The organism is Paenibacillus validus NBRC 15382, assembly GCF_004000985.1.
In the GTDB taxonomy this organism is placed as follows: Bacteria; Bacillota; Bacilli; order Paenibacillales; family NBRC-103111; genus Paenibacillus_G; species Paenibacillus_G validus.
In genome coordinates, this window is record NZ_BIMH01000006.1 from 32,494 (window position 1) to 50,916 (window position 18,423).

Annotated in this window: 22 protein-coding genes and 1 other RNA gene; 10 read left to right on the top strand and 13 right to left on the bottom strand. The window is 51.8% G+C overall.

Translation table 11 applies throughout. The features are described from left to right. Positions 1-29: 29 nt before the first annotated feature. From PVA01S_RS06310 to PVA01S_RS06320, 3 genes are all read right to left on the bottom strand, one after another. Positions 30-764 (bottom strand): exonuclease domain-containing protein, encoded by a 735-nt coding sequence (locus PVA01S_RS06310; protein ID WP_127606315.1) that lies wholly within the window; start codon positions 762-764, stop codon positions 30-32. Further along, entirely contained in the window at positions 761-1,861 is a 1,101-nt protein-coding gene (locus tag PVA01S_RS06315; protein WP_127606108.1) for a DUF294 nucleotidyltransferase-like domain-containing protein, read from the bottom strand. The genes PVA01S_RS06310 and PVA01S_RS06315 overlap by 4 nt, the downstream gene beginning before the upstream one ends. 65 nt (positions 1,862-1,926) lie before the next feature. Further along, on the bottom strand, positions 1,927-3,306 hold the full coding sequence (locus PVA01S_RS06320) for an ammonium transporter (RefSeq protein WP_373423821.1): 1,380 nt from the start codon (positions 3,304-3,306) through the stop codon (positions 1,927-1,929). A 358-nt stretch (positions 3,307-3,664) separates the two neighbouring features. On the opposite strand from PVA01S_RS06320, the gene PVA01S_RS06325 reads away from it, so the two are divergent. Both PVA01S_RS06325 and PVA01S_RS06330 read left to right on the top strand, forming a co-directional pair. Further along, complete coding sequence (locus tag PVA01S_RS06325; RefSeq protein ID WP_054796821.1) at positions 3,665-4,096, top strand: helix-turn-helix domain-containing protein; 432 nt, start codon at positions 3,665-3,667, stop codon at positions 4,094-4,096. 39 nt (positions 4,097-4,135) lie between these two features. After that, positions 4,136-4,816: a zinc metallopeptidase gene (locus PVA01S_RS06330; RefSeq protein ID WP_054796820.1), complete on the top strand. Its 681-nt coding sequence runs from the start codon at positions 4,136-4,138 to the stop codon at positions 4,814-4,816. An 82-nt stretch (positions 4,817-4,898) separates the two neighbouring features. Here PVA01S_RS06330 and gltC read toward each other — a convergent pair whose 3' ends face one another. Continuing rightward, positions 4,899-5,792: a glutamate biosynthesis transcriptional regulator GltC gene (gene gltC / locus PVA01S_RS06335; RefSeq protein ID WP_054799239.1), complete on the bottom strand. Its 894-nt coding sequence runs from the start codon at positions 5,790-5,792 to the stop codon at positions 4,899-4,901. 128 nt (positions 5,793-5,920) lie between these two features. On the opposite strand from gltC, the gene tpx reads away from it, so the two are divergent. After that, positions 5,921-6,424, top strand: a complete 504-nt coding sequence (gene tpx, locus PVA01S_RS06340; RefSeq protein WP_127606112.1) for a thiol peroxidase — start codon at positions 5,921-5,923, stop codon at positions 6,422-6,424. Positions 6,425-6,500: 76 nt separating this feature from the next. Here tpx and PVA01S_RS06345 read toward each other — a convergent pair whose 3' ends face one another. The 5 genes from PVA01S_RS06345 to cshA all read right to left on the bottom strand — a co-directional run bounded on the left by PVA01S_RS06345 (position 6,501) and on the right by cshA (position 10,586). Further along, positions 6,501-6,890, bottom strand: coding sequence for a DUF1499 domain-containing protein (locus PVA01S_RS06345; RefSeq protein ID WP_127606113.1), 390 nt, complete (start codon positions 6,888-6,890; stop codon positions 6,501-6,503). Between the two features lie 158 nt (positions 6,891-7,048). Continuing rightward, positions 7,049-7,705, bottom strand: a complete 657-nt coding sequence (gene fsa, locus PVA01S_RS06350; protein WP_127606115.1) for a fructose-6-phosphate aldolase — start codon at positions 7,703-7,705, stop codon at positions 7,049-7,051. 43 nt (positions 7,706-7,748) lie between these two features. Continuing rightward, positions 7,749-7,930: non-coding RNA, 6S RNA (ssrS, locus tag PVA01S_RS06355), on the bottom strand. A 76-nt stretch (positions 7,931-8,006) separates the two neighbouring features. After that, a complete protein-coding gene (locus PVA01S_RS06360; RefSeq protein ID WP_127606117.1) occupies positions 8,007-8,828 on the bottom strand; it encodes a YesL family protein in 822 nt (273 codons plus the stop codon). A gap of 159 nt (positions 8,829-8,987) precedes the next feature. Continuing rightward, positions 8,988-10,586 carry a degradosome RNA helicase CshA gene (gene cshA, locus PVA01S_RS06365; RefSeq protein ID WP_127606119.1) on the bottom strand — a complete coding sequence of 533 codons (1,599 nt, stop codon included), beginning with the start codon at positions 10,584-10,586 and terminating at the stop codon, positions 8,988-8,990. Between the two features lie 263 nt (positions 10,587-10,849). Between cshA and PVA01S_RS06370 the strand changes: the two genes are divergently transcribed. The 5 genes from PVA01S_RS06370 (at position 10,850) to tatA (ending at position 13,772) form a co-directional block, all read left to right on the top strand. Then, positions 10,850-11,398, top strand: coding sequence for a DUF4178 domain-containing protein (locus tag PVA01S_RS06370; protein ID WP_127606121.1), 549 nt, complete (start codon positions 10,850-10,852; stop codon positions 11,396-11,398). 50 nt (positions 11,399-11,448) lie between these two features. Then, positions 11,449-12,168, top strand: a complete 720-nt coding sequence (locus tag PVA01S_RS06375; RefSeq protein WP_127606123.1) for a DUF4247 domain-containing protein — start codon at positions 11,449-11,451, stop codon at positions 12,166-12,168. A 70-nt stretch (positions 12,169-12,238) separates the two neighbouring features. Next, the gene (locus tag PVA01S_RS06380; RefSeq protein ID WP_127606125.1) at positions 12,239-13,072 is read left to right on the top strand and encodes a YitT family protein; all 834 of its coding nucleotides are present in this window, start codon (positions 12,239-12,241) and stop codon (positions 13,070-13,072) included. A gap of 159 nt (positions 13,073-13,231) precedes the next feature. Beyond that, positions 13,232-13,426, top strand: a complete 195-nt coding sequence (locus PVA01S_RS06385; RefSeq protein WP_054796819.1) for a hypothetical protein — start codon at positions 13,232-13,234, stop codon at positions 13,424-13,426. 112 nt (positions 13,427-13,538) lie between these two features. Beyond that, entirely contained in the window at positions 13,539-13,772 is a 234-nt protein-coding gene (gene tatA / locus PVA01S_RS06390) for a twin-arginine translocase TatA/TatE family subunit (protein WP_127606127.1), read from the top strand. 36 nt (positions 13,773-13,808) lie between these two features. Here tatA and PVA01S_RS06395 read toward each other — a convergent pair whose 3' ends face one another. Beyond that, positions 13,809-14,972 carry an MFS transporter gene (locus PVA01S_RS06395; RefSeq protein WP_127606129.1) on the bottom strand — a complete coding sequence of 388 codons (1,164 nt, stop codon included), beginning with the start codon at positions 14,970-14,972 and terminating at the stop codon, positions 13,809-13,811. Positions 14,973-15,126: 154 nt separating this feature from the next. Between PVA01S_RS06395 and PVA01S_RS06400 the strand changes: the two genes are divergently transcribed. Beyond that, entirely contained in the window at positions 15,127-16,314 is a 1,188-nt protein-coding gene (locus PVA01S_RS06400) for a putative glycoside hydrolase (protein ID WP_127606131.1), read from the top strand. Positions 16,315-16,374: 60 nt separating this feature from the next. On the opposite strand, the gene PVA01S_RS06405 is transcribed toward PVA01S_RS06400, so the two are convergent. From PVA01S_RS06405 to PVA01S_RS06415, 3 genes are all read right to left on the bottom strand, one after another. Further along, positions 16,375-17,076: a uracil-DNA glycosylase gene (locus PVA01S_RS06405; RefSeq protein WP_127606133.1), complete on the bottom strand. Its 702-nt coding sequence runs from the start codon at positions 17,074-17,076 to the stop codon at positions 16,375-16,377. Next, positions 17,061-17,258, bottom strand: a complete 198-nt coding sequence (locus PVA01S_RS27705; RefSeq protein WP_328133349.1) for a hypothetical protein — start codon at positions 17,256-17,258, stop codon at positions 17,061-17,063. Before PVA01S_RS27705 ends, PVA01S_RS06405 begins: the two co-directional genes overlap by 16 nt. 188 nt (positions 17,259-17,446) lie before the next feature. Beyond that, positions 17,447-17,602: a DUF3906 family protein gene (locus PVA01S_RS06415; protein WP_127606135.1), complete on the bottom strand. Its 156-nt coding sequence runs from the start codon at positions 17,600-17,602 to the stop codon at positions 17,447-17,449. A gap of 193 nt (positions 17,603-17,795) precedes the next feature. Between PVA01S_RS06415 and PVA01S_RS06420 the strand changes: the two genes are divergently transcribed. Continuing rightward, positions 17,796-18,254 (top strand): peroxiredoxin, encoded by a 459-nt coding sequence (locus tag PVA01S_RS06420; protein ID WP_127606137.1) that lies wholly within the window; start codon positions 17,796-17,798, stop codon positions 18,252-18,254. The last annotated feature ends 169 nt before the right edge of the window (positions 18,255-18,423 follow it).

Here is an 18,423-nt window from a genome sequence, read left to right on the forward strand (position 1 = left end):
TTCGGATTCGACTTCGTTCCGAAGGTTTTTTAATGTCTGCTGAGCTGCATGTACAAATCGCCAAGCGTCTGAACGTCTCGTTCGCGCGCTTGCTCGAGCAGCCTCGACCACAAGCGGGCTGTCATTCTCGCATCCTCCAGCGCATGATGCCGCTGCGTCACTTTAACGCCGTAATGATCCAGCAGCGTATCCAGATCATACGCTTTCAATTTCGGATTCAACCATTTGGCGACCATCATCGTATCGAGCAGCCGGTGCGTCAAATTCACCTTGGAGGTGCGCCATAAAGCGGCGTTCAAGAAGTGCTTGTCATGCCCGGTGCCGTGCGCAACGAGCACCTTCTGCTGAACGAACTCCAAGAAACCGCGCAAAGCATGCAGCAGCTCGGGCGCGGCGGACGCTTCCTTGTTCGTGATGCCCGTCAGCTCTTCGATTTCCTCCGGAATATTGCGTTTCGGATTGACCAAGCTGTAGTACGTTTGTTGATCTTCCACTTCCGAGCCGTTGACGGCTACCGCGCCGACCGAAATGATTTCGTCTCCGTTATACGGCGAAAAACCGGTCGTTTCCAAATCGAATACGACCAGTTTCAGCGTATGGAGCGGAATTTCATATAACGAATTTTTTCGCTGTTCCTTCATGATGGACCGAATAAAAGCCATCTGCTGTGCACTTTGCATATCAAACATCGATGTGATCGCCGGCGTAAGCCCGCCCATTTTGTACAAACTCCACATTCTTCCCGGCGGCCTCCTATCCATCACCAGCATTCACCCGCTTTCTTCCGATTTTCTATCTCCGAATGTACGACCTTTTTGACGTATTTTTGCAGCTCGTTTCCGATCCGCAAACACAATTTCAATTCGGTCGTTCTCTCTCTGGTCAATAAATCCGCCGTCAGCTTGCCTCTTGACGTATAATGGCCTTCCTCCAGCTGGAACGGGGTCATCGAGCGCAGCTTTAGCGCAGCCGCCAACGCATCGAGCCAGTCGTGACCGATTTCGTCGGGCACATGCCCTTGGGCAAGAAGCAGCCTGATCCGCCCTTCCGTTGAAGTAACCCGAATGCCTGCTTCCAGCGCGAGCAGCCGGACTCCGTTGACGATCGGGATATAGGCGCCGTATTTGACATCCACACCGCCGGCATCCTCACCATACCGCTCCTTGATGAGCTGGCCGAATATGCCGATCGACACTTTGTGGTGCAGCGTATTCTGCAGCATATGCCTGTACATCAGCGGATGCGCTTGATTGTAGGAAACGAAGGAGTCGATGAGCGACTCTCCCAGGCTGCGGTCGCCGTAAATCGTGCGCAAATCGGCAGCGATGAGCAAATAGCGGACGTTCTCCCAATTCGGCTCCGCCAACCATTCGTTCGTCATCGCCAAATAACCGGATAGCGGCTGCCGCCACTTGTCGTTCGTGCACAACACCCCGCCGCTGCATGGCGGATAGCCCGCCGCCTCCAGATTGGCCGATATACGTTCGGACAGCACGCTGAAAAACGCCTTCGCTTGTTCCGCTTCCTTCTCATCCCCCGGATCGGCGTAAATCAGACCGTTGTCCTGGTCGCTCCACAATGTTTGTTCTACTCGTCCGCCGCTGCCGAATAGCAAAAAAGCATAGGGAAGAGGAACCTGTTCGTTCCTCTCCTCACAGAGGATTCGCTCCGTCATCTCGATCGTCCCGTAAATAATCGTATCGTGAAGCCGATTCACCCCTCCGTTCCATTCGAACGGTTCTTCCGAAGGAAGATGCAGGAGAAATACATCGTGAGCGCGATCGCGTAAAGCTCTAAGCTGGCTGAAGTCCCGGGCCTCTTTGACCTCTTGGATGATGCTGTCCCACGCATGACGCTCCATGCCTGCATCTCCTTCCCGTGAGAGAATTATAGCTGATTTTTCTTTTACAGATTCCGAGGCTTTTCTTACAGGCTGTGCGTTTGGCCGCCGGCTGCCGCTTTTTTCATTTGCTCGGGATAGCCGTACGTGCCGTGTTCGGAAAGGTCCAAACCGATGATTTCTTCTTCTTCGGTTACGCGCAGACCGATCGTCGCTTTAATCAAGTACAAGATAATGAAGGAAAGCACGAGCACGAAGAGGAACGCCCCGACAACGCCGAGCGCTTGAACGCCCAATTGCTCGAACCCGCCGCCGTACAGTAAACCGGCTTTACCGATCCCTACCGTTTCAACCAATTGCGGCGTTGCGAAAATACCTGTAGACAACGTACCCCAAACCCCTGCGATCCCGTGTACGGAGAAAGCGTAAACCGGATCGTCAATACCCGCTTTTTCAAACCATTGCGCGGTGAAGAAGGTAACAATACCGGCAATCGCGCCGATGATGATGGCATCGCGGGGCGTTACGAAAGCGCACGCGGCTGTAATGGCGACAAGCGCGGCAAGTAAGCCGTTCAGCATGCTGGGAATGTCGGCTTTGCCGAAGTAAATCCAGGAGACGATCAGTGCCGCTACCGCACCTGCTGCAGCAGCCAGGTTCGTGGTCAGCGCAACGTGACCGAAGAAGCCGTCGCCGGTTGCGCTAAGCGTGGAACCCGCGTTAAATCCGAACCAACCGATCCACAAAATAATGACGCCAAGAACAGAAAGCACTTGGTTATGACCTGGAATCAGGTTAGGCGTTTTGTCTTTATTATATTTACCGATACGAGGTTTCAGCAAGAGGGTCGCCACGAGAGCGGCCGTCGCGCCCTGCAGGTGAACGACTGTCGAGCCTGCGAAATCCTGCATGCCGATAGAGCCGAGCCAACCGCCGCCCCATACCCAATGGGCAACGATAGGATAGATGATGATCGTATATAAAATACCGAAGATGAAGTAAACCGGAAGCTTGCCGCGCTCTGCGAAACCGCCCCATGCGATCGCGAGCGATACGCCGGCAAAGGCGAGCTGAAACAAGAACAGGATGCCGATCGGAATCGGAGATTCCGCAAACAAGCTGATGCTCGCTTTCACCTGATCAGCCGTACCGTCCAGGAAAAAACCGCCGGTACCGATAAAACTGTTGCCGTCGCCGAACGCCAAACCGAAACCAACAGCCCAGAAAGCGATGGCGCACAGCCCGAACGTCAAGATGGTTTTACCGGCAACGTGACCTGCATTTTTCATCCGCGTCGAGCCCGCTTCCAATAAGGCAAAGCCGGCTTGCATGAAGATGACGAGAATGGCTGCAAGCATAACCCAAACCGAATCGATAGCCGCAGCCAATTGAGCCGGCGTTTTGTCGTCAGCCGCAAGTGCCATTCCGGCAGGAGCGAACAGGGACAACAGACCTAAAGAAACCATCATTTTCTTTAACACATCGACCACTTCCTTAGTTTGTGTTATTTTATATAACATAATATGAAATTAATAATGTCATTATATGCAGATATTCATTTTTTTGCAATAGATCTTTCATTAATTTTATGGTTTTCCGAAAAATAACCTGACATCGATAGATGATCATTCGTTTTTTATATGAATAATTTGTACTACTCCTAATATGCGTGTCATATATTATTACAATTCATTTGGATGTCTACCGATTTCCGGCAGCCATATCGGTTCTATGCCCATTTACGCAACGCAAAGCATAACGTTTGACTGTATGGTTTGGAATGAGTATCATTATAGGTGAAAAGAGGTGACGAATCATGGGGATATGAAGCTTTATAAAATTGGCGAGCTGGCTCGCTTATCGGAAGTAAGCCCCAGAACGATCGATTATTATACGAAGCTCGGCTTAATCGATCCGGAAACGAGGTCGAATACAAATTATCGATTGTACAGTGATGAAACCTTGACTCGGCTTAAACGTATTGAATCGATGAAGAGGGAGAAATATACCTTAGAAGAGATCAAGGACAGCCTTCGTCAATGGAACAAAGTAAGCCAAGACGAGATTGTGACAGATAAACTTACATCCTTGCAGGTTCTATTGAAGCAGCTGGAACGGGAAGCGAAGGAGGTCGGCCCGCTTGTCGAGAAGCTGAAGCCGACGCAGCTGAAGAATCTGCACCAGAAGCTGACGCCATCCGCTGCTGCTTGTATCGAAGCACTCTTGCTGCTGCTGGGTAAAGGCCCTCTTTCCTGATATAACCTCAAACAAACAAAGAATGGAGTGTAGTCGAATATGTTATTCACGCCATGGACCATCCTCATTCTGGCCGCATTCGGACTGAGCGTTTGGGCAAGCTTCCGGGTTAAAGGAACCTTCAACAAATTCTCAGACGTACCGGTCGAGTCGGGATTGACCGGTTACGATGTAGCGCGGCGCATCCTGGACGACAACGGACTGTATGACGTACCGGTCGAAGCGGTTCGCGGTGCATTGACCGACCATTACGACCCGGTGGCGAGAGTCGTCAGATTGTCTGAACCCGTATACTACGAGCGTTCGATCTCCGCCGTATCGGTGGCGGCGCACGAAGTCGGTCATGCGATCCAGCATAAGGTTCATTATCCGATGCTGGTAGCCAGACATAAGATTTTCCCGATTGTAAACTTTTCTTCCGGCATCGCACCGTTCCTTCTGTTAGGAGGATTTTTCTTCAAAATTTCCGGGCTCATCCTGATCGGGATTCTCTTATTCAGCGCCGCTGTCGCTTTTCAGTTGATTACGCTGCCGGTGGAGTTTAACGCTTCCTCCCGCGCCCGCGACCTGATGATCTCCTCGGGATTCATTCGTAATCATGAGGAGAAGGGCGTCTCCAAAGTATTAGGCGCCGCCGCACTCACTTATGTCGCCGCCGCACTCATCTCGGTGCTGCAGCTGTTAGAATACATTTGGATCTTCAACCGCAGCGACGATTAATTCAACTCCATCAAGAAGCCCCGGCCATCGGCCGGGGCTTCTTGGTTGCTATGTGATGCAGCCGTTGATGGGCTGGCTATGATCAAGAACGATGAATGAAAAACTCGAGTAAAAATTTACGAAACCCTTCGGCAACAAGCGGCAGCTTGTCCCCCGAGCGTTGAATCAACCCGACGCTGCGCGTTACGCGCGGTTCGATGACCCGCACCTTGGACGGCTGCAGCTGGCTAATCTCCGTTAATGCCATCTCCGGCAGCATACTTACCCCCATACCGGCCGCCACCAATCCGCGGATCGTATCCGTCTCCTCGCCTTCAAAGCCGATTTTCGGGGTAAATCCGGCCTTAGTGCAAGCTTCAAGCACGATGCTCCGCAGCGAATACTCCTCGCTGAACATAACGAACGAATCGTTCTTTAACTGTTCCAATCGAATTTGTTCATTGCGGGCCAGCGGGTGCTCCTGCGGGACGATGGCGTACAGCTCTTCCAGCAGCAGCAAATCGCCCGTGACTTGGTTATGTTTCTCGGGAAAAGGTGAAATGAAGGACAGATCGATTTCACCTTTCACCACATCGCGGATGAGACTATTGTAGGTGCCTTGACGAAGGCGGAATTTGACTCGCGGATGTGTTTCCCGAAAACGCGCCACGACGGTGGGCAGCAAATAAATGCCGAGGCTGTGCGGGAAGCCGATGCGAATTTCTCCCTGCTCCGGATCCATGAACTCATGAACTTCGTTTATCGCCCGCTCCAAATCCGTCATTATGGCTTCTACGCGACACAAAAACAACTTTCCGACCGAGGTAAGCTGGAGATTGCGCCCCTTCTGCACGAATAATTGGACACCCAGTTCTTCCTCCAGCTGGTGGATTTGCCGGCTGACCGCCGATTGCGCCACATGCAGCTCTTCCGCCGCTTGAGTCACGTGCTGCTTGCGGGCCACTTTCACAAAATACTGCAACTGTCTGAATTCCACGGGATTCCTTCCCCCTGTTTCTTGGTTGAGGCACGCTCTATTGGACAAGTTCTCATATAAAAGTTTATAATAATAATTGGTGAAATACCAATCATTCTCAAAGAGAATTAAAGGAGGCCCATGTACACATGGCACAAGCGACACTGAAAGGCAATCCGATCACGCTTGTCGGACCGGAGCTTAAAGCCGGAGACAAAGCACCTGACTTCACAGTTAACAAAAATCTGCTCGAAACCGCATCGCTTTCCGATTACGCGGGCAAAGTGAAGCTCATCAGCGTGGTGCCTTCCTTGGACACCGGCGTGTGCGACGCACAAACCCGCCGTTTCAACGAAGAAGCGGCTAAATTGGGCGACAACGTGGTCATCCTTACCATCAGTAACGACTTGCCTTTCGCGCAATCCCGTTGGTGCGGCGCAGCAGGTATCGACAAAGTCATCACCTTGTCCGACTACAAACATCATTCCTTCGGTAAAGCTTACGGTGTGTTGATCCAAGAACTGCACTTGTTGATGCGCTCTATCTTTGTTATCGACGCGAACGACACCATCCAATACGTGGAGTACCTCGGTGAAATGACCGATCACCCGAACTATGAAGCAGCTGTCGACGCTGTGAAAAAACTCGTGTAATCCATATGAAGTCATAAAAAAAAACAGCGAAGCTACCCTCGCTGTTTTTTTATTCCCCCCTGGAAAAACACCGGATTCAATCATGTATTTTATAAGCGGCGAGCCGCTTGTCGATATGTTTGAAGATGTCCAGTATGGTGCGGTAATTGGAGCCCAAGTCCCCCAGCGAACCGCGCGAGGCGGAATATACATCGATGGCCGTTTTGACCGGGTTGATCCCGAATAACGTCACCGTAATATCCTGCGTCCTGCCGGTAATCGTCCGCCGTTCCAATACGATTTCGCCGACGCTGCGCACCTCATGGAGCAGCTTGTAACCGTTCAATTTTTTGAACATGTTGACCACTTCATCCATGGCCTGGTCTTTGGAGAGTTTATAATTGCGGGTCTTCAGCAGCGGATCCCTGGCTTTCTCTCCGGTCGTTTCATGGCTGCGAATCAGACCGATTAAGGTTCGCTTTAGCAAAGCATTCCCTCCTATGCGAAGTGCGTATCTATTCCAGTTAACACTAATGTTTATCATATCATTGTTTACAAGGAAGAGAAAGAGGAAATGCGCGTTTTCGCAAGAAAAAGAGCCGAATCAGAAGTTGAAGCGGCTCTTTCTCTTGAATTAAACTTCTTCTAGAAAACCGATTGATTGGCGCCTTCCCAATCCTTCAAGAAACGTTCGATGCCTGCATCCGTCAACGGGTGCTTGGCCATCTGTTGAATGACTTTATAAGGGACCGTTGCGATATCTGCGCCCAGCAGCGCCGCATCGATGACATGCGTCGTCGTCCGTACGCTGGCGGTAATGATTTCAGAGGAAATGTTATGAATTTTAAACATTTCGCTGATTTCTTTAATCAGGTTCATCCCGATTTGGTTAATATCATCGAGACGGCCGACGAACGGAGAGACGTATGTAGCGCCGGCGCGTGCAGCCAACAGCGCCTGCGTGGAGCTGAAGATAAGCGTTACATTCGTCTTAATGCCAAGCTCGGTGAAACGTTTCGTTGCCTTTAACCCATCCTCGGTCATCGGCACTTTCACCACGATCCCGTCGCCCAGAGAAGCGAGCTTCTTGCCCTGCTCCACCATTTCATCGGCTTGCAAGCTGATAACTTCCGCACTGATCGGAAGGTTGCCGACAATGGCGGATATTTCGCGTACCGTTTCAAAAAAATCTCTGCCTTCCTTCGCGATCAGCGAAGGATTCGTCGTGACGCCGGCAATGACGCCAAGCTCATGCGCTTTTCGGATTTCTTCCACATTGGCGGTATCGATAAACAGCTTCATCTCCAACATCCCTTCATCATATGTATCCGGTATTTTGGGCACAAAAAAACCCGCATATGCCGTCCGGTTTAGTGTCTCAAACCCGCTCTCGCAGGTGGGTGTCCGCAGAACCGGTTTTGAGATCCCTTTTCGAGGGCATGTCAGCCGCGATTCAATGTTGGTCTCCCTAGAAACAGTCATTGGTTCAAAACAACTTTAAAACCGAAACGAACATCGCAGGATTTTGTTGTAGTCTTATTATAATCTACCGCTGAGCGAAAGTAAACTCGGCCGCGGATGAAGTTCATGGAACGGTGGGAACTTATTGCTTGTCCGCTTGGTTGGCGTTATCTTTAGCCGCATCCGCCGCAAGAAGGTCGCCAGACTTCGATGCTTCATCCGGGTCCGACGGCGCATCGCCTTCGTCCGCCTCTTCCTTCCCGCTCAAAGCCTGCTGCTTTTCCTGCAGCTTGCCGAAGATGAGATTAAAGTGCCAGAACGAAATGACGGCGATTAGACTGCCGGTGAAGAACGGAATCAGGAACGTGAATATGCGAGTGCTCACGAACAGCACAACACCGACCAGCACAATCATGGACAAGGAGCGAATCGGGCTTCCGATCGTAATCAGCACCGCATTCTTGACAATCTGCAGCATCTTCATATGCAAATGCGTCAATATAGAAAAGAAATGGAACAAAGAAATGATCAGCAGCACCGAAATCGACATCACCAAAAAACGTAAAATGCCGAACAGCCCGGATTGATTCCCGTAAAATTGAAAATTGGCGTACAAGATAGCGCCAAACAGCAAGTAAATAAATCCGCCGATCATCGCTTGAACGAAGTTTGACTTGTAGCCGCGGAAAAATGTCTTGAACAGCGGCACATCCTCATCCCCCGTCACCCATTTACGCGCGACACTAAACATGGCCGCCGTCGAAGGAAAGAGGGTGAACGGCGAAACGACAGCCATTAAGAACAAGGTTTGGTAGACCATCTGCTCTGTTGTCGAATTCAACAGTAAAATACCTAGGAAAAAGAACGGTATCGCGCAAAAGATCCATAATAAATTGATGACGGACAACCGCATAATCCATTCGGAAATCCGATAAAATCCGCCCATTACTCCTCGAAACTCCACTACAACGCCTCCTTATGTCTCCAAACTTAATAGCTTATTTCCGGAAATCCAGGTAGCCGTCCATGCCCGTCCGGGAAATTCAAATACGGCTATAAAATCAGGAAGGCCCATGCTTTAGGCATGAGCCTTCCCGATTTGGTAACTAGGGCGATTCGTGTATTATACGAGCGTTTCTTCGTTCGAGCGATTGGACGAACGCGTATGACCGCCGCGGTCGCTGCGTCCTTCTTGACGGTTATCCGAACGGCCGCGATAATCGCGGTTCTCACGGTAGCCGCCTTCGCGACGTCCGCCATCACGGCTGCCGTCACGACGGGAGCCGCCGCGGTCGCCACCACCGTAAGGACGGTCATTGCGGCGTGCGCCGCCTGCCGTACCGTAAGGGCCGGAAGGTCTGCGTCCGTTCGAACGAATGTCCGGACGACGCTTCTTAGCGCGAATCGGATCCTCTGGCGTCAGTTCGATTTCAACTTCCTTCTTATCGCCGCCGGTCAGCAATTTCAAAGCGGAAGCCAGCAGGTGAACCGAGTCGTGCTGCTCCAACAGCGAGATCGCAAGACCTTTATATTCGTTATGTTCTTCTTTTTGAAGCACTTCAAGCACGCGCTCGGCTGTCAGCTTTTGCTTGCCTTCAATCGCTTCGGCCAAGCTTGGCATCGGCTTACGGGCAATGCGATGACGGGTAATTTTCTCGATAAAGTACAGGTGGTCGATCTCGCGCGGCGTTACGAACGAGTAGGCCACGCCTTCTTTACCGGCACGGCCGGTACGACCGATCCGGTGCACATAACTTTCCGGATCTTGCGGCAAGTCGAAGTTGATGACATGCGTTACGCCGGAAACGTCCAATCCGCGTGCGGCTACGTCGGTAGCGACCAGTACATCGATGCTTCCGTCACGGAATTTGCGCATCACGTTATCGCGTTGGTTCTGGGACAAGTCCCCGTGCAAACCTTCCGCCGTATAACCGCGTTTTTGCAGCGCTTCGGACAGCTCGTCGACACGGCGCTTCGTGCGGCCGAAGATAATCGCGAGATCCGGGGATTCCATATCGATCAAACGGCACAGCGCTTCGAACTTCTGGCGCTCATGCAGCTCGATGTAAGCTTGCTCGATGTTAGGTGCGCTGATTTGCTTCGGAATAACCGAAACGTGCTCCGGATTTCTCAGGAACTGTTGCGCCAGCTTCTGGATATTAGTCGGCATCGTCGCCGAGAAGAGCATCGTTTGACGCTCGTCCGGAACAAGCCGAAGGATGGATTGGATATCTTCCATGAAGCCCATGTCGAGCATTTCGTCCGCTTCATCCAGGATAACCGTCTGCACGTCGTCCAGCTTGATCGTTTTGCGGTTAATGTGGTCGAGCAAACGGCCCGGCGTACCGATAATAATTTGCGGCTTCTTGCGCAGGCCGCGGATTTGCTTCACGATATCTTGACCGCCGTAGATCGGCAGCGAGCGGATGCCTTTGAAACGACCGAGCTTTTCGATTTCTTCCGCCACTTGAATGGCAAGTTCGCGGGTCGGACACATGATGAGCGCTACGATGCGTTCTTCCTTGATGTCGATTTTATTGATCAACGGAATCCCGAATGCTGCCGTTTTCCCGGTTCCCGTCTGTGCTTGACCAATGAGGTCGCGGCCCTCCATGGCTACAGGAATGGCCTTATCTTGAATCGGAGTCGATTCTTCAAAGCCCATCTCCGTAATGGCACGCAACACTTTCGGCTCCAAGCCGAATTCACTAAACGTTTTCAAATGATTTCATTCTCCTTTGTTCTATGGGTTCTCATATTGTCTGTACCCTTAAGTGCGACTCCTATCTTCTTTTTATTACTCTCTTCATGAAACACTTTCTAGCTGTGTCAAAATGAACAGTCAAGGCCGTACTTAAGAATATCTTTAGTATTATACCACATGCGGAAGTCATATTCCAGAAATGTTCAAATTGAAACCCGTTTTCCCCGAACATCGTATATAATACATATATAGAATGCCCTGACGAAAAGGAGCGACAGCCCATGTCCGTATGGAAAAGAGTGGGAGGAATTTTGAAAAGCAACAAGTCGGTGCCGGAGACTAAACCCTCCAATCCGTTTGAAGATACGAAGGTTGGAGACATCGTGAGCGTCGATCTGGAAGAATACGTCGTGTCCGGCAAGCTGACGTACTTCGATCAAGGCTTCGCACCGCATCGCTTTGCGTATTATTTGCAAAACGGCAAGCATCTCTCCTGTTTGCTTGTGGAAAAAGGACGTACGTACGAATGCTTTATTTGTGAATTCGTGGAGGGAGCTTTGGACGATCCTAACGATGTGCCTACCCGGCTTGACACAGGCGGCGAGGTGACGTACGAGCTTGAGCACAATCGGACCGACACGGTGCGGACCGAAGGCAATACGGATTTCCGGGCCGCGGACCAAGTGATGTTTTGGCGTTATTTCGGGACGGAGGATCGTTATTTTTTCCTGCAATGGCAAGACGGTAAATATGTGGCGATGGAAGGCGAACGGACGCCTGCCGGTTTAATCAAATTTTTGAAAGCTTCGAGCGAACCGAACTCTCATTGATTCGTTTCGCCTGATCATACGATGGTTCTGCGAGGAGGTGACCCTGTTCAATGAAGCGTGCAGCCCGTTGGCTCGCCCTTGTGCTCGTATTCGCGCTATTAGCCGGATGCGGCGATTCAGGCAATTTTATTAAGGAAAACTATTCGTTGATCGATGTTCAGGGCCAAGGCAAGAGCACTGCCAAAATTTATTCGGTAACCGGCAAAGATGTGCCTACTGTAGCTCATGAACTGGAACAGCAAGAGAAACCGCAGGAAATAAGCAAAGAATCGACCGAGCGGATGTTTCTCGTATACGACAACAAGATCATTCATGTCCAGAAAGACCCGGATAACGAAAATACGACGCTTGTTGAATTAGACACGATCCAATATGCAAAAGATAATTACGACTCTTCGTTCTTGCAAGGATATTTAACCGCTACGCTGATTCAATCTGTTTTTGGCGGAGGCTGGTTTAACAGCCACCGGGGATATGACTACCGGGGCTACACGTCCAGCAAGCGTTACGACGATTACGGCAAATACCAGACGGCGCCTTATCCGAGCGCCTCCGCTCCCGCGAAGACGCCGGCGCAGACCGCGCCTTCGACGTCCGATCGCAAAGGGAGCTTCACAACGACGCCAACCAAGCCCAGTACGGGCGCCGGAAGCAGCAGCGGCTCGGTTCGCCGGAACGACGGCTCCACCCCAAGCTACGGCAAAGCGCCGTCAAGCGGATCGTCCAAGCCGAGTACAAGCAAGCGATCCGGTTCTTTTAAACGAAAATAACAATCGAAACGTGAAGCTTTCCGCGACAATCGTGAGAGAGCTTCACGTTTCGCATTCACGGAGGATTCCTATGATAAAGCTGCAGCGCTCGTGGATCGGTTCCATTCTCGTGACCGTCTTGAGCTCGGCTTTCATTGCGGCCAGCTTCAATTTGTTCCTCATCCCCCACCAGCTGCTCAGCGGCGGCTTGTCCGGGATTGCGATGATGATCGGGTATTTGACCGGGTTCGACATCTCTCTGCTATACCTCGTATTGAACTTGCCTGTCCTGATTTGGGGACTGGTTTCGATCGGACGCAAATTCATTGTGCTCAGCACGCTTTCCGTTATCTTAACGACATGGTTCATGCGGATCGTACCCGTCGATACCGTTGCGAACGATTCGATCATGTCCGCCGTTACCGGCGGCGTGCTGCTCGGTATCGGTTCGGGCATCACCATGAGGGCTGGCGGCTCGACAGGCGGCCTCGATATCATCGGATCGATATTGACCCGTAAACGGGATTTTCCGCTCGGCACCGTCCTGTTCGCTTTGAACGGCGTCGTTATTTTAATGCTCGGCTATTATAAGAACAACTGGGACCTCGCCCTCTATTCGATGGTAACTATTTTTATTACGGGCAAGGTCGTGGACACGATACATATCCGGCATTTGAAGGTCACCGTCTATATCGTCACGCAAAAGAAGGATCTGCTGCTGCAAAAAATGAAAAAGCTGCACCGCGGCGTTACCGTTATTCAAACGGAAGGGGCATATACGAAGCAGCCGCAGCATATGCTGATGACCGTAACGACCCGTTATGAGCTCGCCGACCTCCGGCAGCTCGTCCGCAAATGGGATCCGCAAGCGTTCGTGAATATCACCGAAACCGTCGGCGTTATGGGCTTATTTCGCAGAAATTAGCTTATTTTTAGCAGTCCGCTGGCACAAAAGTACCGCTGTCAACTTAAACAATCTATGTTATAATCTAATTGTAACTTCATAGCCGTTGATTTCCCCGGCTTTACCTGTATGGCTCGTAAGTGGCTCCTGATCTCTCAACACCAGATGACGGGAAGGGTGATGCTTGTGGAAACAGTAAAGCTTTCGACGATTGTTATGAAATTAACGCCGGAATTATATCCTTTTCTCAAGCAGCGTGAACTCGAGTCGGAGATCGTGCTGCGAAACGGGCTCGCTGCCCTGGAGGCCGAGGACGCCATGGAAATTATTCAATACAGCATATCCGAGCACCAGAAAGACGCCCACCTTCATTAAGAAGGGGGCGTTTTATTTATGAGTTTCAACATTTCGCAATAATTCCATGTTATGCTTTCCGCCTAAATGTGATATGATATGACATAGAATACGGTAATCGGAGGGATCATGAATGGGCGCCTTATCCCCATGGCATATTATTTTAATTGCTGTCGTGCTGCTGCTGCTGTTCGGACCGAACAAGCTGCCCGAGCTCGGCCGCAGCTTCGGCAAGATGTTCCGCGAGTTCAAGGATGCGACGAACAACAACAGTGGAAACACGAATGACAACCGTGAGCTGGAAGCTCCGAAAAAAGAGCTGGCAATTGCTTCCGATACGGCACAACAGCCAAACGCGCAAAAATAGAAAAGCTCCTGAGCGGAGCCTTTCCAAGCCATCCGCCTACACGGCAGGATGGTTTTTTTTGCGCATATAGGCCTGCGTACCGAATGTGAGCACAGCGGCGAGGCCGGCTATCACCGCACCGAAGAGATACATATCATTTCCGCCGAATACGTCTTTGACGAAGCCGCCGGCGTAGCCGCCCGCGATCCCGGCCAATCCGAGAAATACCATGGACAGCATCGATTGTCCCGTCGATTGCAGATGGTCAGGTACAAGACGTACGACGTAATGCACCGAGGTAATCCAAAACACGGCGAAGGTGATGCTCTGCGTCGTTTGCAAAAACATGAGAATAACCGGGTCTTGAATAAATCCGTACAACAACCAGCGGATCGTATACAGCACCGCCACGATGCCGAGCAGAGCCAGTTCGTGAAACCTGTTCAAATACCGCCCCAGCAGCGCAAAGGTAGGGATTTCACTGCCTGCGGCAAGCGCCCATGCCCAGCCGACCATCACATCGGAGCCGCCCAAATCTTTTAAATACAAAGCAAACAACGAATCGTTCATCCGGTGCGGAACCATGATCAGGAAAATGAGAAATAAAAACCATATAAACTGTTTGTTGCGCAGCATGCTGCCGAAAGCGCGCAACGATACGACAGCGTCGCCTTTCCCCTTCTCGTCGCGCAGCAGCAGTAGAAGAAGCATCGGCAGAACCCATATCGTCCAGTACAGGAAAGAAAGATTATGCATGCCTCCGAGCGCCGTGAGCAGGAAACCCGACGACAAGGACAGCAGCATGAAGCCGACCGAGCCCCACATTCGCACGGAGCCGTACGTCGCATGCGCCCGCTCCGCCACACGTATCGACAAGGTATCGAGCAGCGGCGTCGAAGACAGCATGAAGAAATACAGCATGAGCATGAAGATGAACGCACTCATATACCCGCTCGTTCCGAAGATGCCGATACTGGACAATATCGTCATGCCCCACAAGCAAAAAATAATGAGCTTCAACGTTTGATAACGATCGCTGATATATCCCCACATCGGTTGGGCGAATATCGTGATGAACGGTCCGATCATCATCAACAGCCCGATTTGCGAAGACGAATAGCCGCGCTCCCCCAAATATAACGGCAAAAAAGGATTAAGTACGCCGGTCGTTGCATAATATGAAAAATTAAGGCCCCGCAATTTCCAAAGCTGCTTGTTCATCATTACCTTCCTTTAATCAAACTAAGATCGCATGTCCCATCCGCCATCATTCTTTGCATTGTAGCACGGTTCGTCAAATTGTATCAAAGCTGTCTATCGATTTTCGGTTTCTTTGGTATAATGATAGATATTATACTAGCAGGGAGAGACGAACATGGAACTCTTAGTGGCCGCGTTATTCATGGCTTGGAGCGGCGTTAGCGCCGACCATCCCGACGCCACGTTCGAACAAATGGTGCAGGCATCCTTAGATTCCAAGAACGCCATCGTGCAGCAAACGCAGCCAGCCGCAACCCCGAACGGCAATCCCGAAGATCCGCTTAAGCCGGCCGTCAAGCTGGACCCGCAGAAGGACGCCCCCGCCGTAAAAGGCATCTATGCGACGGCGCACAGTGTCGGCGGCTCGCGGATGAACACGCTGCTCAAGCTGATGGATGACACCGAGCTGAACGCAATGGTCATCGATGTGAAGGACGATTGGGGGTATATTACATACGATACCGGGAATCCGGCCTTGCTTGCCATGGAGACAACGCAAAAAATTATTCCCGACGTGGGCAAGCTTATGTCGACGCTGAGTGAGCACGACGTATACCCGATTGCCCGCATCGTCGTATTCAAAGATACCTTGTTGGCCAAAAAACGTCCTGATCTTTCTTTCTTAAACGCAGACGGTTCCGTCTGGGGCAATAGTAAAAATCCACCCGACAGCTTCGTGAATCCTTATAAAAAAGAAGTATGGGACTACAATATCGAAGTGGCGAAAGAAGCCGTAAAAGCCGGATTTAAAGAAATACAATTCGACTACGTCCGGTTTCCGGAAGGCTTCGAGAAAAGGGCCGACTCCCTGAAATACGACAAAGACGACCGGACGCGCATCGATGCCGTCGCCGAGTTCGTCAAATACGCGCACGAGCAGCTCGCTCCGCTCGGCGCAAGGGTGTCCGTAGACATTTTCGGTTATGCCGCTTCCGTACCGGCTGCCGAAGGGATCGGGCAAGATTTTCAAAAAATTTCGCAGAACGTCGACGTCATCTGTCCGATGATTTATCCGAGCCATTATTCGACCGGCTGGTTCGGCTCTAAAGTGCCGGACGCCGCTCCCTACGCCACCATTGACGGCGCGACTAAAGATACGCACAAAAAACTGGAATCGCTTCAGGAGCTCAAGCCCGTCGTCCGCCCCTGGATTCAAGACTTTACCGCCACTTGGGTGCCGGGGCATATCCGGTACGGCAAGCAGCAGATCGAAGAGCAGATCCGCGCCTTGAAGGATAACGGTGTGGAAGAGTTTCTGCTGTGGAACGCCGTGAATACGTATACGCCGGATGTCGATTACTAAAAGAGAGCGGATCGCACCGCAAGTATGGGGCGATCCGCTCTCTTTGGCATGGCGGATGGTTTATGCGCTGCTGCCTCGGCGAACGCCGAGATCGGGCAGCTGCCAATCGATCGGTTCGCTGCCGATGCTTTGCAGGAAAGCATTCGCTTGCGAATACGGCTTGCTGCCGAAAAATCCCCGATGCGCAGATAGCGGACTGGGATGCACGCTTCGCAGGATGAGATGGCGCCGGTTCGTGATCAGCTGCATCTTCTGCTGGGCATGACTGCCCCAGAGAATGAATACGATCGGCTTCTCCCGTTCGTTCAACAGCGAGATGACGCGGTCGGTGAACCGCTCCCAGCCTTTTCCTTTATGCGAATTCGCTTCTCCTTCCCGGACTGTCAGCACGGTGTTCAGCAAGAGAACGCCCTGCTGCGCCCAAGGCACCAAATACCCGTTATCGGGCAAAGGGCAGCCCAGATCGTCCCGCAACTCCTTCAACATGTTCTGCAGCGAAGGCGGCGCAGGAATGCCCGGCTTGACGGAGAAGCTGAGACCGTGAGCCTGACCCGCCCCATGGTACGGATCCTGCCCCAGGATGACGGCCCTCACATCGGCATATGCCGTAAAGTGTAAAGCGTTAAACAGATCGTGCATGTCCGGATATACGGTGCGCGAAGCGTATTCCCGCTTCAAAAACTCCCGCAGCTCCAAATAATACGGTTGTTTAAATTCGTCGGCCAATAAATCGGCCCAATCGTTCGTCAGGATCGCTGCCACGATTCCCTCTCCCTTATCTGTGTTTCGTGAGCCGCACGAGCCAATGAACGAAATAGCCGACAGGCCGCTCTACCCTTGCTCGGGTTTTGGCGTCCTCCGGCTGAACTAACGGATAACCCAGGCTTGCCGTCGAAATGGTCGAAGCCGACAAAGTCAAGCGCATTCTTCCACGCGCCGGACAAGCTGCCCCAATATTCCGGCCGTCGCCAATACGATGCCGTCGGCGGCGGGCAATCCTTGCCTTAGCTCGTTCACATGAGCGTCGTTAGACTCGGGTATCTTTACTGTAAAACGGAAGCGGCTTTACCACAACATCGGTTTAGGCTTGCAAGTCCATTACGAAGCCTGCGCCTCTGGTCGCTCGTTTCTTCTAGACGATAGCGGCCTCTAGCACCTCCGGCGTTTTCACGTAAAACCGGGCCAGCAGCCCTTCAATCTGGTCGAAGGCTTCTTCGTCCCGTTCGGCCAACACCACCAAGCGGATTTGCCGGTCCTGCAATTCAATTTCCATATTGTATAAGTACATCGATGATCCCTCCGTTCTCCGGGCATAGCTTGCTCTCCCATCCTACCGGATTCGCCAGGCTTTGGCAAGACCAAGGAGGGTTGCTCCGGCGGCGGCGCAGCCACCCGAATTGCGGCCGGTTAGCTTCATCCGTTACAATGAGGGATGAGACAAGATTTCCATTCTAGTTTCGCAGGAAATGGAGGAACAACACATGCTGGCAGTCGGCACACCGGCTCCCGCATTTACTGCGGAAAGCACGCAAGGCACGATCCGTCTCGACGAAGATTTAGGCCGTCGGCCGATCGTTCTCATCTTTTACCCGAAGGACGAAACGCCCATTTGTACGAAGCAGCTTTGTGCCGTACGCGATTCGAAAGCGCAGTACGCCGAATTTGATGCGCTCGTGCTCGGCATCAACCCGGGCACCCTGGAGGAGCACCGCCGATTCGCGAATAAGTTCAACTACGATTTCCCGCTGGTCACGGACGAAGGCGAATCGATTCGGCAAGCGTACGATGTCGAGCAAACGTTGTTCGGATTGCTCGGTCAGCAGCGAATCGTATTTGTCATCGGCGCCGATGGCAAAGTGTTCTATGCAGCGAAAGGCAACCGGCCGACGCACGAAATTTTAAATGCGCTTCGGTCGGAGCGAGCAAGAAGGGGCGGCTAGCCCCCTCTTCTTCCTCCATCGAACAAGCGGGTCCGCATACGGCAGTTGCGTAAGCTTGCCTCCGCTTCAAATAACGGGGAAACCATGAGGCAAATCTTCGGCAGGCGGCGAGGCTCCACCTGAACAAACAAGGGCTTCTTTCCGGGAAAGAAGCCCTTGTAAGGCAAGC